The 16,081-nt window shown below is 64.1% G+C and carries 14 protein-coding genes and 3 pseudogenes; 2 read left to right on the top strand and 15 right to left on the bottom strand.

Annotation, left to right across the window (positions count from 1 at the left end):
- From DDA93_RS13915 to rimP, 4 genes and pseudogenes are all read right to left on the bottom strand, one after another.
- A pseudogene (locus DDA93_RS13915) lies at window positions 1-760 on the bottom strand (translation initiation factor IF-2 N-terminal domain-containing protein); the annotation flags it as partial.
- A gap of 152 nt (window positions 761-912) precedes the next feature.
- Complete coding sequence (locus DDA93_RS13910) at window positions 913-1,164, bottom strand: YlxR family protein (protein ID WP_243400644.1); 252 nt, start codon at window positions 1,162-1,164, stop codon at window positions 913-915.
- 147 nt (window positions 1,165-1,311) lie between these two features.
- Window positions 1,312-2,283 carry a transcription termination factor NusA gene (gene nusA / locus DDA93_RS13905; protein WP_019483472.1) on the bottom strand — a complete coding sequence of 324 codons (972 nt, stop codon included), beginning with the start codon at window positions 2,281-2,283 and terminating at the stop codon, window positions 1,312-1,314.
- Complete coding sequence (rimP, locus tag DDA93_RS13900; protein WP_116779097.1) at window positions 2,284-2,952, bottom strand: ribosome maturation factor RimP; 669 nt, start codon at window positions 2,950-2,952, stop codon at window positions 2,284-2,286. It abuts the gene before it with no gap.
- 105 nt (window positions 2,953-3,057) lie between these two features.
- Here rimP and DDA93_RS13895 point away from each other — a divergent pair, with 105 nt between their 5' ends.
- Window positions 3,058-4,203: a DUF4439 domain-containing protein gene (locus DDA93_RS13895; protein WP_165802645.1), complete on the top strand. Its 1,146-nt coding sequence runs from the start codon at window positions 3,058-3,060 to the stop codon at window positions 4,201-4,203.
- A gap of 79 nt (window positions 4,204-4,282) precedes the next feature.
- The gene (locus tag DDA93_RS13890) at window positions 4,283-5,320 is read left to right on the top strand and encodes an aminoglycoside phosphotransferase family protein (protein ID WP_116779095.1); all 1,038 of its coding nucleotides are present in this window, start codon (window positions 4,283-4,285) and stop codon (window positions 5,318-5,320) included.
- Window positions 5,321-5,338: 18 nt separating this feature from the next.
- Here the strand turns inward: DDA93_RS13890 and DDA93_RS13885 are convergent, their stop codons facing one another.
- The 11 genes and pseudogenes from DDA93_RS13885 to DDA93_RS13835 form a co-directional block, all read right to left on the bottom strand.
- On the bottom strand, window positions 5,339-6,142 hold the full coding sequence (locus tag DDA93_RS13885; RefSeq protein ID WP_116779094.1) for a TSUP family transporter: 804 nt from the start codon (window positions 6,140-6,142) through the stop codon (window positions 5,339-5,341).
- 9 nt (window positions 6,143-6,151) lie between these two features.
- Window positions 6,152-7,950, bottom strand: a pseudogene (locus DDA93_RS13880) (proline--tRNA ligase).
- Window positions 7,951-8,056: 106 nt separating this feature from the next.
- Entirely contained in the window at window positions 8,057-8,854 is a 798-nt protein-coding gene (locus tag DDA93_RS13875; RefSeq protein WP_024477000.1) for a hypothetical protein, read from the bottom strand.
- Entirely contained in the window at window positions 8,851-9,789 is a 939-nt protein-coding gene (locus DDA93_RS13870) for a GNAT family N-acetyltransferase (protein WP_084442894.1), read from the bottom strand. Before DDA93_RS13870 ends, DDA93_RS13875 begins: the two co-directional genes overlap by 4 nt.
- Complete coding sequence (gene ispG / locus DDA93_RS13865) at window positions 9,743-10,909, bottom strand: flavodoxin-dependent (E)-4-hydroxy-3-methylbut-2-enyl-diphosphate synthase (RefSeq protein ID WP_116779093.1); 1,167 nt, start codon at window positions 10,907-10,909, stop codon at window positions 9,743-9,745. The genes DDA93_RS13870 and ispG overlap by 47 nt, the downstream gene beginning before the upstream one ends.
- A gap of 45 nt (window positions 10,910-10,954) precedes the next feature.
- On the bottom strand, window positions 10,955-11,245 hold the full coding sequence (locus DDA93_RS13860; RefSeq protein WP_019483480.1) for a YciI family protein: 291 nt from the start codon (window positions 11,243-11,245) through the stop codon (window positions 10,955-10,957).
- A gap of 19 nt (window positions 11,246-11,264) precedes the next feature.
- Window positions 11,265-11,807 (bottom strand): hypothetical protein, encoded by a 543-nt coding sequence (locus DDA93_RS13855; RefSeq protein ID WP_019483481.1) that lies wholly within the window; start codon window positions 11,805-11,807, stop codon window positions 11,265-11,267.
- A 154-nt stretch (window positions 11,808-11,961) separates the two neighbouring features.
- Window positions 11,962-12,561: a helix-turn-helix domain-containing protein gene (locus DDA93_RS13850; protein ID WP_116779092.1), complete on the bottom strand. Its 600-nt coding sequence runs from the start codon at window positions 12,559-12,561 to the stop codon at window positions 11,962-11,964.
- 84 nt (window positions 12,562-12,645) lie between these two features.
- Window positions 12,646-14,004, bottom strand: coding sequence for a site-2 protease family protein (locus tag DDA93_RS13845; RefSeq protein WP_116779091.1), 1,359 nt, complete (start codon window positions 14,002-14,004; stop codon window positions 12,646-12,648).
- Window positions 14,005-14,019: 15 nt separating this feature from the next.
- Window positions 14,020-15,236 (bottom strand): annotated as a pseudogene (gene dxr / locus DDA93_RS13840) (1-deoxy-D-xylulose-5-phosphate reductoisomerase).
- A 150-nt stretch (window positions 15,237-15,386) separates the two neighbouring features.
- Window positions 15,387-16,058, bottom strand: a complete 672-nt coding sequence (locus DDA93_RS13835; RefSeq protein ID WP_024477006.1) for an NAD(P)-binding oxidoreductase — start codon at window positions 16,056-16,058, stop codon at window positions 15,387-15,389.
- Window positions 16,059-16,081: the final 23 nt, after the last annotated feature.

The raw sequence follows: 16,081 nt of genomic DNA, 5'->3' as shown, positions 1-16,081 counted from the left end.
GCCACCTGCACCGGCCGCTGGGCGTGGGCCACCTGCACCCGCTGCTGGGCGCTGGCCACGCTCGTCGTCGCGACGCCTGGCGAGGCATGCCCTGTGAGGGTGCGAACGGGTTGTTGCCTGGCCGGGGTCCGCCTGAACGATCGCCGTCGCCGCGCCCTGAACGGGGCATGCCCTGTGAGGGTGCGAACGGGTTGTTGCCTGGCCGCGGTGCGCCGGGGCGAGCCGCACCGGGACGCGCGGCTGGAGCCTGCGCATCGGCTGGCTTCGGTGCCGGGCGAGCGCCCGGCTTGGCTGCCGACGATTCTTCCTTGGCCGCTGGCTGGGCTGCTTGTTCCGCTGCCGGCGCCTGCGGTGCCGCTGGTGCCGCAGCCGCTGGTGCCGTAGCCGCTGGCTCGGGAGCCGCTGCTGGGGTCTCCTGGCGATCCTTCGCCGGTGCCTTCGGCCCTGGAGTGGCCGATGTTGCTGCCTTCGGCGTGGCAGCCTTCGGTGCGGCGGGGGTGGAGGACGCCGGGGTTGCTGCGGGCGCCGAAGCTGCCTTTTCGGGCGCTGGGTCGGCCGCAGACTTGGCTGGTGCCGGTGCGGCTGGAGCTGCTGCCGGTGCCGCTGCTGGGAAAGCGCCGCGAAGTTTCTTCACGACGGGCGCCTCAATCGTTGATGAGGCGGAACGGACGAATTCGCCCAGCTCCTGCAGTTTGGCTACTGCATCTTTTGAAGTAATTCCGAGCTCTTTGGCGAGCTCGTGTACGCGGACCTTAGCCACATTTCTCCTGTCTCGGTCCGCACCGAGTCAGGCACGAACCGTCTAATTCCTACTGCAGACCACAGTTGCCGGAGCAACCGAAAAGCCATTTGCAAAGCTCAACAGATTTTTCATCGTTGGGCACTCATCGCTGGGTACTCATCGGGAATCCATCAGTTTTCTGACCCGCTTTCAGGGAGGACGGTTTGTTTAGGGTGGCTTCCTAGTGAAGCTTCCTTGAGTGCGTGAAGTCGATCCTCAACGTCGCGAGTTTCAACCTGGCCCCGGAAGGCACGGTTGAACGCACCGCGTTTGAGGGCCTGCTCCATGCACGCCGGCTGGGGGTGCAACCACGCACCTCTACCGGAGAGTCGGCGGCGATCGTCAATCACAACGGCATTGGAGCCGTCCAGATTTCCTCTCACCAACCGCAGCAAAACAGCCTGGTCATCACGCTTCCGGCAACCTACGCACGTTCTAATGGCGGTTTGTTGGGATGGCAATGACCTAAGCCTCTTCCATTCTAGCGCTTTTCAGCTGGCAAGGCCGCATCTGCGGCACTACCGGGTTGTTCAGGCCTTGGCGGCGTCGGACACGATGTCGATCCGCCACCCGGTCAGCTTCGCTGCCAGCCGTGCATTCTGCCCCTCTTTGCCGATCGCCAGGGAGAGCTGATAGTCGGGAACAACAACGCGTGCCGACCTGGTGCTCTCATCTGTGATCGTCACCGACGACACCCTGGACGGGGAGAGGGAACTGGCAATGAAGGTGGCCGGATCGTCGCTGTAGTCAACGATGTCGATCTTCTCATCATTGAGTTCGTTCATGACTGCCCGCACGCGTGAGCCCATCTCGCCGATGCATGCCCCCTTGGCGTTGACCCCTGGCACCTGAGCCTTCACAGCAATCTTTGTGCGGTGTCCTGCTTCGCGGGCCAGCGCCACAATCTCGACCGTGTGGTCGGCGATCTCCGGCACTTCCAGTTCGAACAACTTGCGGACGAGCCCCGGGTGCGAGCGTGACAGGGTAATCGAGGGGCCCTTCATACCGCGGTGAACGTCGACGACGAAGGCTCGCAGCCGCGAACCGTGCAGATATTTCTCGCCTGGCACCTGTTCCGGCGGCGGCAGCAACGCCTCGACCGATCCGAGGTTGACCTGGATCATGTGGGGGTTGGTGCCCTGCTGGATCATGCCGGCAACCAGTTCGCCCTCCTTGCCGCGGAATTCACCAAGGATGTTGTCGTCCTCGGCGTCCCGGAGCCGCTGCAGGATGATCTGGCGGGCGGTGCTCGCAGCGATCCTGCCGAAACCGGTGGGCGTGTCGTCGAACTCGCCGACGGCGGCGCCGTCGTCGTCGGTCTCAGTTGCCCAGATGGTGACGTGGCCGCTCTTGCGATCCAGTTCCGCCCGCGCAGTATCCTGCGATCCGGGGGTCTTGTGATAGGCCACCAGGAGGGCCTGCTCGATGGTCGGAATCAGGAGCTCAAGCGGTATTTCCCGTTCTCGTTCCAGCAGCCTTAGCGCACTCATATCAATATCCATTTAGGCCTCCGAAACTGTATTTTTGGTGGGGCGGGCATCGTGCTGGATGCCTTCGTCCCCGGTGTCGTCAAGATGCGTGTCGTCAAGATGCGTGTCGTCAAGGTGCGTGAACTCGACCTGGACGGTGCCCTTACGGATCTCGGTGAACAAGAGCGTCAGGGGGTCGCCGGTTTTGGGCTTCATCCCCTTTTTCACTGGTATCTGTGGGGTCAACCGGATGCCGTCGTCGTCAACTTCCAGCAGCCGGCCGGTCACGTCGTCGCCCTTGAGCCGGCGGACCGTGACCATGCGTCCCTTGTTGCGCCGCCAGTGCCGGGGCTGCGAGAGGGGGCGGGAGACTCCCGGGGAAGACACCTCGAGGCTGTACGGACGCCCATGGTCGTGTGGGTCGGCGTCCATCGCGAGTGAGACGTCGTGGGCCACTTCCGAGATCAGGTCCAGGTTGACTGACCCAGTCTGATTCTCCGGCAGGTCTACCACCACGTTGACGATACGGTCCGATCCGGCGGATTTGATCTCTACGGCCTCCAGAAAGAGCCCGTGCCCCTCGACCGTGGGCAGCAGCAGCGCTGTGAGCCTCACCGATTCCGCCTCGACGTCCGCGTCAGGAGCTTGTTGCTGCAGCGTGTTTGCCGCAGGCGGACTGTCATTGCCCGGCCGAACCGCCATTACTGCCTCCCACTCGATGATGTTGTAGCTCTAGGGTACCGACTTTCCGGCGCGTACGGTGTATCAGCCGGAGAACGACCGGGGATCATGACATCATCAAGAGTTGTGAAGGATTCTGCTGACACCCGGCGTTCCGGCTTCCGCGGCACCCTGCGTACTCTCGCACGGCGAACCCTACGGACGGTCGCGCTCCTTCTCGCCTTCACTCTGGTGGTTGCACTGGGATTGAACCTGGATGGTCCCCCCGCTGATGGTCCGCCACCGCTGTCCTTCACTGAAGAAGCGCAATTGGGTGCAGAATCCCGGGCAGCGGACCTGGCTGCTGCTGCGACAGCGCTTTCGGTCGCTGTTTCTTCGGGCGGTGCCTCTTCAGACGGAGCCTCTTCAAACGGTGCCGAATCCGAACTGAGCGGCACCTATGCCGAAACGGCTGGCATCCTTCAGGAGCAAGCCGATGCCCTCTGGCACCCGGTACTTTCGGACCCGCCCGTCACCTCCGCTCCCACTGCCGCAGGTTTGTCGGAACCCACCGTCGCAGCCGAGTCAACGGCAGCTCCCACCCCGACACCCACCCCGGCCGGTTTCGTGGCAGACCTGTTCAGCTCCGCACAGCAGAACCTCAACGCTGCTGTGACGGCGGAACCAGGGATCGCACGGCTACTCGCGTCGGTTGGCGCCAGTCAACGACGCCAGGCGTTAGCTCTCGCCGACCTGCAGGGCCTGAAATCGCCGCCACCGGGACCGTTGCCGAGCGTCGCCGCTGGGCCGTCGCCCACCTGCCCTGCCCCGATACCCCGAAACGGGACTGCGGGCGGCTCCACCCCGCGCGCTGGAACTAGCCCCGAAGATCATCCGGAGGCTGATCTGCTTGGCGAGGCGGTTGCCGCCGAACACCGGTCCGCCTATGCGTACGAGGTCGCTGCGGCCCGTGGGGCTGAGCCGTCGACCCTGGTCGAGTTCGCGGCCGAGCACGCCAGCGCTGCCGGCGCCGGCGAGACCCTGCTGCGGACCATCACCTGCCCTCAACCCGGCCCCCAGGCGCCGGCATTTGCCCTCGACGCGGCGTTCTTCGACGACCCTGAGGCGACGCTCGCCGCCCTGAACACTGAGCTCATGACCATGTACGTCGACATGGTGGGTTTGACCGACGGCCCCGCCCGGCGCTGGGCCGTCCAACGATTCAGTGATCTTGCCCACCATCAACACCTGGCCACCGACGCTGTTGAAGCGTTTCCCGGCATTCGCAACTGACCTGCCAAGGGCAACCCGCGGTGCGACCAGCCTTGGGCAATGCCGCACCGGGCAACACCTGAAGCCTAGACTTGGCCTCGTGGAACTCCCTGGAATTGAACTCCCGGCGGCCTTGGTTCGCAACGCCTCACGGCTGCCCGGCGGGCGCGCCTGGCTGAGCCGGTGGCAGGACCTGGTTCACAGCGCGCTGGCTGAATGGGAGCTGACCCTCGATCTACCCGGCGGGAGACGCCCCTGGTTCGGCAGCGCCGCCGTCGTGCTGCCCGTGCACCGGGCTGACGGTAGCCGGGCGGTCCTGAAGGTCACAGTCCCCCACGATGACGCACTCCCCGAGCCCGACGCTCTGAGGCTTTGGGCTGGCTGCGGGGCCGTCAAACTGCTGGAAGCCAGCCGGGAGGACTACGTTCTGTTGCTGGAGCGACTCGACGGGGACCAATCTCTCGCAGGGGTGCCGCTGGCAGAGACAGCCGGGATCTGGGGTGGCCTGGTGAAGGATTTGGCGTTGGCTCCGGGTAGCGGCGAGCTCTGGCAGGACATTCCATCGGTGGCCGCCCAAGCGGAAATGTGGACGGACACTCTCCCGGCAGACTGGGACCGGCTGGGCCGTCCGTTTGAACGCTGGCTTCTTGAGTGTGCCCTGGAGGTCTGCCAGGTGCGCGGAGCTGTTGGACGACGCTCTGAGCAGGACGTACTGCTGCACTCCGACCTCCACTACCTCAATATCCGGGCCCGCCCTTCCCCCGCCGACGCGATCGTTCCGGTCGGTCCGGCGGATGCCCCGGCGCCTGCTCCCAGCTACGTGGCCATCGATCCGAAGCCGGTTGTCGGGGACGCGGAGTTCGCCGTCGCACCGATGCTATGGAACCGGATTGGAGACCTGTTTCCGGGTGATCCTGCGGGCCATCTGCGGGAGCGGTGCTCCGATCTGGCTTTCGCCGCTGATCTTGACCCGCTGTTGGCGAGGGACTGGTCGGTGGTCCGTGAGGTGCAAAACGCACTTTCGGCCGTGGAGTCGGGGAACCGTGACGACGCGCAGCGTTCCCTCTGGGTGGCAAGTACGCTGCTGCGTCGGACCCTGCCCGAGCTGCCGTCGCCAGCGGACCTGGTCAGCCCCTAGCCCGCACCCGGACTGGAGCTACAGTGCCGGTCGGATGTTCTCGACCCAGACGTCGTAACCGAGTTTGGCGATCAGCGCCGCGACCACCACGAGGAAGACGATCCTGATGAATTTGCTGCCCTGGGTGATGGCCATCCTCGATCCGAGATAGCCGCCGGCCATGTTGGCCAGGCCGAGTACCAGCCCGAGACCCCAGAGCAGCGACCCGTTGGGCAGGAAAAACATCAGCGCACCAAAGTTGGTGGCCAGGTTCACGATCTTGGATTTGGCGCTGGCGTCCAGGAAGCTGTAGCCGAGCAGGGTGACCATCGCGATGATCAGGAAGGATCCGGTACCGGGGCCGATCAGCCCGTCATAGAAGCCAATGACCAGCCCGATCGCCGCGGCTGTTCCATAGTGTCGCCCGCCGGTGTGGCGCAACTTTGTCAGGGTGCCGACGGTTGGACGGAACGCGGTGAACACCGCGACGGCGATGAGAGCGGCGACGATGATGGGCTTGAAGACCGACGACGGCAGCGACGTCGCGATGATCGCGCCACCGAACCCACCGACCAGGGCGATTCCTGCCATCGGTAACGCAGTCCTGAGATCGGGTCTGGCCCGTCGATAGTAGGTGATTGCGCTGGTGGTGGTGCCGAAAAGCGAACCCATCTTATTGGTGGCCAACGCCTGCACCGGGGTAATCCCGGGTACTAAAAGGAGGGCGGGGAGTTGCAGCAGCCCCCCACCGCCGACCACCGCGTCGACCCAGCCCGCAGCGAACCCTGCAACCACCACCAGCAGGATCGTCGCGAGCTGGATATCCTCCAGCCCGGAATTCAAGCTGTCCTGCTAGGCGCTGACGAGGCGGCGAAGGTATTCCACGACCTCAGCCACTGCTACGTTCCCTGCCTCGCCACTGCGGCGGTCCTTGACCTCCACCACTCCATCCGCCAGACCGCGCCCGACGACGACGATGGTCGGTACACCGATCAGCTCGGCATCACCGAACTTTACCCCCGGGGACACCTTGGGGCGGTCGTCATACATGACGTCAAGACCGGCGGCCGTCAGGTCTTCGGCGAGCTGATTGGCTGCTGCGAAGATTTCCTCGCCCTTGCCCGTAGCGACCAGGTGGATATCGGCCGGGGCTACGTTTCGAGGCCAGATGATGCCCTTGTCATCCCGGTTGGATTCGGCAAGCGCCGCAATCGCACGGGTCACCCCCACCCCATAGGAGCCCATGGTCACGGTGGCGAGTTTGCCGTTCTGGTCCAGGACCTTCAGTCCTAGCGCTTCAGCGTATTTGCGGCCGAGCTGGAAGATGTGGCCCATTTCGATGCCGCGGGCGGCCTTCAGCGGTCCGGAGCCGTCGGGCGCTTCGTCGCCGTCGCGAACCTCGACTGACTCGATGACCCCATCCCAGGCGAAATCGCGGGACGCGACCAGGCCGAACACATGTTTGCCGAAGACGTTGGCACCGGTGATCCAGGACGTGCCGGAGACCACCCGTGGATCCACCAGATAGGGGATCCCGGTGAGCCCGTCCGCGCCGAGTACCGGAGCATCAAGCTCAGGCCCGGCCCGATGTAACCCTTGACCAGGCCCGGGTGTTTCCGCAGGTCCTCATCGGAGGCCGGCTCCACCATCACTTCGCCACCGACCTCGAGGTGCGGCGCGAGATTCGCTTCGACGCGCTTCAGATCGACGGTGCGATCACCGGGCAGCCCGATAATAACCAGACGGCGTTCACCGGTGGGCAGGACTGCTGCCAATACGACGTTCTTGAGGGTGTCAGCAGCCGTCCAGGGGCCGGCGTCCCGCGCCAGGACCTCGTTCGCGTGGCTGACCAGCGTGTCGATGGTTGGGGTGTCGGGTGTGTCCCTGATTTCTGCCGGGGCCGCGTCGGAGAAATCTATGTCCTCGGGCACGACGGTGGTGACGGCCTCAACGTTCGCGGTGTAACCGCCTTCAGATGCGACGAACGTGTCCTCGCCGATTTCGGAGGGGTGCAAGAACTCTTCGCTTTTGGATCCACCCATCGCACCGGCAGTCGCGGCCACGGGGACCACTGTCAGCCCGAGCCGCTCGAAAATCCGCAGGTAGGCGCTGCGGTGCAGCTGGTAGCTGCGCTCCAGGCCGGCGTCGTCGATGTCGAAGGAGTAGGAGTCCTTCATGATGAATTCGCGTCCCCGCAGCAGGCCGGCGCGCGGCCGCGCCTCGTCCCGGTACTTGGACTGGATCTGGAACAGGCTCACCGGCAGGTCCTTGTACGAGTTGTACAGGTCCTTGACCAGCAGCGTGAACATCTCTTCATGGGTTGGGGCCAGGAGATAATCCGCGCCCTTGCGGTCCTGCAACCGGAAGATGCCGTCGCCGTACTCGGTCCAACGGTTGGTTGCCTCGTAGGGCTCTTTGGGGAGCAGCGCAGGGAAATGCACTTCCTGGGCGCCGATGGCTGCCATTTCCTCACGGATAATGGTCTCCACCTTGCCGAGCACCCTCAGGCCGAGCGGCAACCAGCTGTAGATTCCGGGGGCAGCCCTGCGGATGTAGCCCGCACGCACGAGGAGCCGGTGACTGGCTACCTCGGCGTCGGAGGGGTCCTCGCGCAAGGTGCGCAGGAAAAGGGTTGAGAGTCGAAGGACCACGCGTTTAAATCCGTTTCTTCAGCACTGGCTGCCAAGGCAGCTTAATCAGATACCAATCTATCCGTTTCGGGCAGCGCCCGGTGACACGCACCCTCGCCGCAGGCGATTACAGGGATCGCAGTGCGGTTATTGTCGCGTCGACGAGACTTTCGCCGCGGGCCAGATCCTGCGCAACGTCACCCGAACTGCCGATCGTCACGTTGATGGTGGTGGTTCCGATCAAGGCGGTCAGTGACACGGTCTCCTGAATTGTCCCGGGAACCTGCACCACGGTCCTGACCGCGAAGGTTTCATCGGCATTGGTGCTGGCCGTCAGCTCCGTCACCGCCACCGAGACCTCCTCTCCCCTGATCTCCATGTCGAACGCCGAACACTCGGCGAGCTGGGTCCGGTTGGCCTCGATTTGATCCTGGATTGATTCGTCCGATTTCTGGCTGGTCAGGCTGACCGAATCCGGTTGCAGGGAAGAGGCCCCGGCAAAGGTCATCACGCCGAGGGTGGCACTCAGGGCCTGCCCGGCGAGGTTCGGATCGGCGAACACGTCGCATTCCTCCGGGGTCACGGTCAGGTCGCTTGTCCCATCGTCGGCCCCGTTGACGAGCTCCCTAATGGCCGAATCGTCAAGGATAACCCCGGCAAGGGATTCCTGCTCATCGACCGCTTCCAGTGCCATCTCTAGCTCGGTTGCCGTGTACTCGTTGTCCTGGCCGGGCGTCGGGTCGCTGCCCGGGTCGGCGCCGACCGGCGGGTCTGCGTCTTCAGTCGGCTCTGCTGGGGTTGGTGCGGCGGGCAGGGTGGCAGGGGCGGGCAGTTCATCTGTTCCCTCATCCGCGGTGCAGCCGGTGCCGACGATCAGGACGGCGCAGGATAGAACAGTCAGCCAACGCCGGCCTGCGGTGCTCACAGGAGGACCGTTGCGAAGGTCCCCACTTCGCGGAACCCAACCGTCTGATAGGCGGCCAGGGCCCGGGTGTTGAATGAGTTGACGTACAGGCTCACCACCGGGGCGCGTTGCTGTGCAGCGAGGACGACGGCAGCAAGGTAGCTGGCGCTAAGGCCCTGTCCGCGGTACGCCGGGTTCATCCAGACACCCTGAATCTGGACGGTGGTGCTTGAGACAGTACCCAGTTCGGCTTTGAAGATTACCTGGCCGTCGTCGTCGAAATCGGCGAGCGACGCCTGCCGTCTGACCAGTGACGCCACCCGACGCCGATAGTGTTCTCCCCCGCCAGTGAACGGCGAATATCCCACCTCTTCTTCGAACATGGCGGCACACGCCGGGACTATGACGTCCAGTTCGTCATCCCGGGTGAATCTGAGACCCGCGGCAGGTTCCACCTTGGGTGTCCCAGTGATCGCCAGCAACGGCTGGGAGGGGCGCACATCAAATGGCTCGGGGCTGTACTCGCGCAGCGTGGACCAAATGGCCAGGACGGCTTCGGCTGGCCCGAAAATGGAGGAAAACTTCCGCCCCGACTTGCCCAGGTGGGTGCCTAACGCTGCGCCATCGGCCTCGGAAACCCCGATGGGTACCAGGTTGACGCCCGCCCAACACGCTGCAACCAGGTCGCCGTTCCTGAAAACGCCGATCACCTCGCCCCCGGCGTAGGACGGCGAGAGGCCGCGGGAGGCTTCCAGATGCGAGGCGATGAACACGTTGGCGGTGGGATCACGGTCGACCAGGCGCCCGAGTGCTTCGTTGTGTTCCTTGTCGAGCGTCACGAACCCGTCGGGCACAACCGCATCGGGTGCCCCGACCCGCCCGGAAGTGTCGAGCTGCCCGGAGTGTGACCTAACTGACGGTAACCATGGGGCCACCCTGGCCAGCAGTCTCGCCATCGGCTTCCCCCATCTCCTCAGCTATTCTCATTGCTTCTTCAATGAGTGTCTCAACAATCTGGTCTTCGGGAACAGTCTTGATGACTTGTCCCTTAACGAAGATCTGGCCTTTTCCGTTGCCGGAGGCGACGCCGAGATCGGCTTCACGCGCTTCGCCTGGGCCGTTCACGACGCAGCCCATCACTGCCACGCGCAGCGGGATTTCCATTCCCTCAAGGCCCGCCGTCACCTGCTCAGCGAGGGTGTACACGTCCACCTGGGCGCGGCCGCAGGAAGGGCAGGACACAATTTCCAGCTTGCGGGGGCGCAGGTTCAGCGACTGCAGAATCTGGTTTCCGACCTTGATTTCCTCGACCGGAGGGGCCGACAGGGACACGCGGATGGTGTCGCCGATGCCCTTGGACAGGAGCGCTCCGAAGGCCGTGGCTGATTTGATGGTGCCCTGGAAGGCGGGGCCTGCCTCGGTGACGCCGAGGTGGAGGGGCCAGTCGCCGCGTTCGGCAAGCAGCTCGTAGGCGCGGACCATGATCACCGGGTCGTTGTGCTTGACGGAGATCTTGAAGTCGTGGAAGTCGTGTTCCTCAAAAAGGGACGCTTCCCAGACCGCGGATTCCACCAGCGCCTCGGGTGTTGCCTTGCCGTACTTTTCCATCAGACGAGGATCGAGCGAGCCGGCGTTGACGCCAATGCGGATCGAGGTGCCGGCGTCCTTGGCCGCGGCGGCAATCTCTTTGATCTGGTCGTCGAACTTGCGGATATTGCCGGGGTTGACCCGAACCGCCGCGCAGCCGGCGTCGATCGCTGCGAAGACGTACTTCGGCTGGAAGTGAATGTCGGCGATGACGGGGATCTGCGACTTCCTGGCGATAATCGGCAGTGCTGCGGCGTCGTCGGCCGATGGGCACGCAACACGCACGATGTCGCACCCGGTGGCAGTCAGTTCAGCGATCTGCTGCAGCGTCGCGTTGATGTCAGTGGTCGGGGTGGTGGTCATGGACTGGATGCTGATAGGCGAATCCGATCCCACCCCCACTGAACCCACTTTAATCTGCCGGGTTTTCCGGCGGGGGGCAAGGACGGGCGGTGGTGCGGCTGGCATTCCTAAACTGACCGAGGTCAAAGGATCCTCCATGTGTAGTTCATCGGTACAACAAATTTTGTGGGCTCAGGCATACTGCGAGAACTGGCCGATGCCGGGCTTCCACTCGGTGGCCTTGACTGCGGCGATAGCGCCCTCGAGCGCGAACGGATCCTGGCGGAGGAGGTCGTTGAGCGACTGCTCGTCGTCGGCGGTGAAGATCAGAAGGGCTCCTGCTCCGTCGGTGAAGGCGCCGGCGGAGAGCACCCGCCCGTCGCTCACCAGGCTATTGAGCCAGTCGCGGTGAGCCGGTCGGTGCTCGTCGCGTAGGTCGGAGCTATCAGGGCCGTATACATATTCCACTGCGAAAACACTCATAGAACCACCTTATACGTGATTACAACAGGTACGCCGCCGCGAAGGCAGCAACCCCGGCGGCCCATAACAGCGAGGTCAGGGTCCCGATGATGAAACGCTCGGCAACTGCAGGGGTTTCTTTCAACTCTGCGTACCTGCCGAGACCTTTGATGGCCACCACATACGCGATCGCCACCGGTTCGTTGGCGAGGATGGCCCCCGCAACACCAAGACGTTCGAGAATGCCGATGACGAGCCCGCCACGAAGAACACCCGGTCGAGGTGCCGGCAGGCCCCCCGGTGTCGCCGGTGCCGGTCTTGCTGGTGCCGGTGTTGCCGGCGCCGGTGTCACTGGGTCGTTTTCCGGCGGGTCGGGAATCACAATTCCCGGGGTCTTTTCAACCACGACAGGCGCTGCAGGCCCCTGCTGATCTACCGTTTCCTGGCGCTCAGCCGTTTCCTCGCCACCCGGCGCCTTCTCGTGTTCGTCGACTGAGCGAGCGAGCTTCAGCACGCCTACGGTTACCGGCCAGCCAACGCCGGCTGCCACCAGCAGGGTCAGTATCACCCACAGCACTTCCATGTCGGCCCTCGTCTTCCTGTCGTTACACCGGGACTCTACAGTCCGCGTCCGACATTCCACTTCCGGAGCCAAATTCCGAAGCTACTCCCGGAGCTACTTCCGGAGCTACTTCCGGAGCCTCTTCGGGGCTATGCCTGACGTTCCACGTCCGGAGCTATTTCCGGAGCGCAGCATCAGCCCGGCGCAGGAGCACGGCGGCTGCGGGTCGGGCTGCCCATTCCTCCACCCATGCCGAGCGGGCCACGGCTTTACTGACGGCCTGGGACGTGATGCCGAGGTGCCGCGCTGCGACGGTTTGGGTCCCCCACTTGCCTGGTTCCAGGAGGTCCAGGATGCGCCACTCGGCTGCGGTCCGTTTCATGACGTGTAGCCCAATCAGCATCAGGACGCCTTCGGCTTCGGCCGTCCCGGAACCACCCTCCACCGCAACAGTGGCACGATCCCCTGCCTTCTTGGCCCGTTCGACCGCCGCGCGCGCAGCGACAAACGCGTCGCCCCTCCCCTCCCGCGCGGTGGCTGGTAGCGGCAGTTCGACGTCGCCTACCCCGATCCCCACATACCAGTTGCCGGCCCGCAGGCAGAGCAGCGTGGCGTCGACCACTGCCTCTGGAGCGTCGAGAACACCCTGTGCTTCATCGCCCACGGAGCGTTCGAAGGGTACGACGGATGGGACCTGGCGTAACAGGTCGAGCAGGCCGGGGACGCCGTCGTCGGCCTGTGAGCTCCCCTTCTGATCGATTGTCATCACAAACATGGTTCAACCTTATGCGGGTGTAAATCAAATAACAACCTATTTAGAGCTCAAATTGATTTACAACCACTTTGGCCCGCGTGCCCGTCAGCCGAAGAGATTCACCGGTTTCACAATGTCCGCGTAGATCAGCAGCGCGCCCATTCCCATTAGAAGAACTGCAACGACATAGGTGAGCGGCAGGAGCTTGGCCATGTCGAAGGGACCGGGATCCGGACGTTTGAACAACCGTGCGACGGTCCTGCGGACGCCTTCCCAGAGTGCCCCGGCGATGTGTCCGCCGTCGAGGGGCAGCAAAGGGATGAGGTTGAAGACAAACAACGCAATGTTGACACCGCCCACCAGCCCCACGAGGGTTGCCAGGCGGGATTCGACAGGAATCTCGTCCATCGCCGAAACCTCACCGGCAATCCGGCCGACGCCCACCACGCTGATGGGGCCTTCCGGGTCGCGGGGTGCATCGGAGAACGCTGCCTGCCCCACCTCGACAACACGCTGCGGGAGATTAATCACCACACCGGTTACTGCGACGATGTTATCCCCCACCGCGGGAAGCACGTCGCTTGGCGGACCCGGAGCCAGTTCCTGCTGTGAGCCGACGCCGATGAACCCGACGGCTTCGAGGACTTGGGTGCCATCGGCGTTGAGTTTAGGCCGTCCGTCAATGTCGGGGACGGGCCGTTCGGTCAGCAGCGGGGTGATGGTGGTGCTGACGGTTTCGCCGTCGCGGAGGTAGCTGATGGCGGTCTCGTCGCCCGCCGTGTCGCGGATCCAGGCGGACAGTTGGGTCCAGTCCGTCACATCCTGACCGTCGTAGCTCACCACCCGGTCACCGGGTTGCAGGCCCGCGTCGAACGCGGGGGCGGCGGGGTCCTCGTCGGTGCAGGCAGTTTGACCGGTGGAGGCCTGCTGGCTGGCTGGCACCACGCACTCGTAGACCTCGGACACCGTGGTGGTGGCCTGTGGCGAACCGAACCCCATGATGAGGATGGCAAACATGATCACGCCGATGATCAGGTTCATCACCGGCCCGCCGAGCATGATGATGATGCGTTTGTAGATCGGCAGCTTGTAGAAAACCCTGTCCTCATCGCCAGGACGGAGCTGTTCCGCGGCCGCCTGTCGTGCGTCAGTAGTGAGCTGCTGAAACATTCCCGTACTGGAGGGGCGGACGGCAGTGCCGGTGCCGTCGCCGTCGTCGACCCTGGCGGGAGGGAACATGCCGACCATCGAGACGTACCCGCCCAGGGGAATGGCCTTGAGCCCATACTCGGTGTCTCCGCGGCGGCGGGAGAAGAGCGTTGGACCGAACCCGATCATGTACTGGGTGACCCGGACCTTGAAGAGCTTGGCGGGGACAAGGTGCCCCACTTCGTGGAGCGCGATGGACGCCGCAATACCTATTGCGACGAAAAGCACTCCCAGAACGAAGAGCAGAATGGACAACGTGGTTCCTTTGGCTTAGCTGTACTGATCCTGCACACCACAACGAATTCGGGCGAGTGTGCGTGCCCGTTTCTCGGCGTCGAGCACGCTGCCGAGAGTGAGCGGCCCGCCGTCGTCATGCTCGGCGGTGACGGCCTCTACCGTATCCACAATCTCAGTGAAACCTATTGCTCCGCTGTGAAAAGCCTCGACAGCTTCCTCGTTGGCTGCGTTGTAGACCGCCATTGCCGTTCCGCCCCGCTGTGCAGCCGCTTTGGCGAGCCTAACGGCGGGGAACGCTTCTTCGTCGAGGGGCTCGAAAGTCCAGGTCGCGGCCGTGGTCCAGTCGCAGGGGGTTGCCGCTCCCGGGACGCGGTGTGGCCAGCCGATGCCGAGGGCGATGGGCAGGCGCATATCCGGGGGCGAGGCCTGGGCGATCGTTGACCCGTCGCTGAACTGCACCATTGAGTGAATGATCGATTGGGGATGAACGACGACGTCGATCCGCTCCAGCGGGATGCCGAAGAGCAGATGCGCCTCGATAACCTCAAGCGCCTTGTTGACCATGGTGGCGGAGTTGGTGGTGACCATTTTGCCCATGTCCCAGGTGGGATGCGCCAGGGCCTGCTGCGGGGTGACATTTTCGAGGTCTTTTCTCGCCTTGCCGCGGAAAGGGCCGCCGGAAGCGGTGAGGATCAGCCGGTCCACTTCGCCTGCTGCGCCGGAGCGGAGGCACTGGGCGATGGCCGAGTGTTCGGAATCCACTGGGACGATCTGGCCGTCGGCTGCGGCATCCTGGACCAGCTGACCGCCGACAATGAGGGATTCCTTGTTGGCAAGGGCGAGTAGGTGTCCGGCCTTTAGCGCCGCCAACGTAGGGGCAAGCCCGATGGATCCGGTGATGCCGTTGAGGACGACGTCGGCGTCGGGCCAGGCGGCGAGGTGGGTGGTGGCATCGGGGCCAGTGAACAGGACCGGAGAATAGTTCTTGGCGGACGACGTTTTGGCGGCTGCTGTGCGGATGGCGTCGCTGAGTTCAGCTTCGGTGCTGGTGGCTGAGGCGACTGCCTGGGCGTTGGTAGCGACGGCCTGCTCGGCCAGAAGCGGCAGATTTCCACCACCGGCTGCGAGGCTGTGACGATGAATCGTTCGGGCGCCTGGCGGATGACGTCGATGGCCTGCGTTCCGATCGAGCCGGTGGATCCGAGGATGACAATCCGGCGGCGTCCTGTGTCAGGGGCAGTGAATTCCATGGTTTAAGTATCGCGCACGCGGATGTGCCGTGCCGGCGGAGTCCCTCAGCCGCAGAAACGGCCCGCAGGCTCAGGACCGCCGGTTGGAAGGGCAGTTTCTGAGCCTACGGGCCGTTTCTTTGGCTACGGGCGTTTACTTGGCCGGTTGGCCTAGCGGTTGATGGACGCCAGCGCGTCCGCGATGGTTTCTTCGCCGGAGATCACCTCGAGTACTTGCCGGTCCCCCAGCTTCGTCTCAAGCAGAGCCGCGATGACGGTTGCCACATCCTTGCGCGGCACCGATCCCTGCCCGGTCTTTGACGAGAGGCGCACCCGACCAGTTGCTGCGTCGTCGGTGAGTCCGCCGGGCCGGACGATGGTCCAGCTAAAGGACGAGCGTGCCGCCAGATCCTCTTCTGCGGCTAGTTTCGCCTGAAGGTAGGCGTAGAAGATGTCGTCAAGGCCGTCGGGGCGTTGACCGTCTCGAACGGAGTCGGCTCCCATCGATGAGACCTGAACGAATCGTTTGACCCCTGCGACTTCAGCTGCATCGGCCAGCAGCACCGATGCTCCGCGGTCGACTGAGTCCTTGCGCTCGGCGCTACTTCCTGGACCAGCTCCGGCTGCGAAGACAACTGCGTCTGCTCCCGATAGCACTTTGGCGAGCTCGTCTGCTGTGCTCGACTCGAGGTCGACCACTGCTGGCGTGCCGCCGTCGTTCTCAATGTCCTTGTTGTGGTCCGGATTGCGCACCAATCCGACAACCTCGTGACCCTGTTGAACAAGTTGGCGGGTGAGTTCGCGGGCAATTTTTCCGTGGGCTCCTGCTATCACTGTTCTCATACTGGGGTAACGGCCAATGGGGC

Origin of the sequence: Arthrobacter sp. Bz4 (genome assembly GCF_003075455.1) — a bacterium.
Taxonomy (GTDB): domain Bacteria; phylum Actinomycetota; class Actinomycetes; order Actinomycetales; family Micrococcaceae; genus Arthrobacter_D.
Note: the sequence above shows the minus strand (reverse complement) of the source record. Positions and strands in the feature narration are given on the sequence as shown.

Bases quoted from the DNA above. Each gene is read 5' to 3' on its own strand.
- nusA (WP_019483472.1), bottom strand. From the start codon at position 2,283: ATGGATATTGATATGAGTGCGCTAAGGCTGCTGGAACGAGAACGGGAA.
- rimP (WP_116779097.1), bottom strand. From the start codon at position 2,952: ATGGCGGTTCGGCCGGGCAATGACAGTCCGCCTGCGGCAAACACGCTG.
- DDA93_RS13870 (WP_084442894.1), bottom strand. From the start codon at position 9,789: ATGGCGAGACTGCTGGCCAGGGTGGCCCCATGGTTACCGTCAGTTAGG.
- DDA93_RS13860 (WP_019483480.1), bottom strand. From the start codon at position 11,245: ATGAGTGTTTTCGCAGTGGAATATGTATACGGCCCTGATAGCTCCGAC.
- DDA93_RS13855 (WP_019483481.1), bottom strand. From the start codon at position 11,807: ATGGAAGTGCTGTGGGTGATACTGACCCTGCTGGTGGCAGCCGGCGTT.
- DDA93_RS13850 (WP_116779092.1), bottom strand. From the start codon at position 12,561: ATGTTTGTGATGACAATCGATCAGAAGGGGAGCTCACAGGCCGACGAC.
- DDA93_RS13835 (WP_024477006.1), bottom strand. From the start codon at position 16,058: ATGAGAACAGTGATAGCAGGAGCCCACGGAAAAATTGCCCGCGAACTC.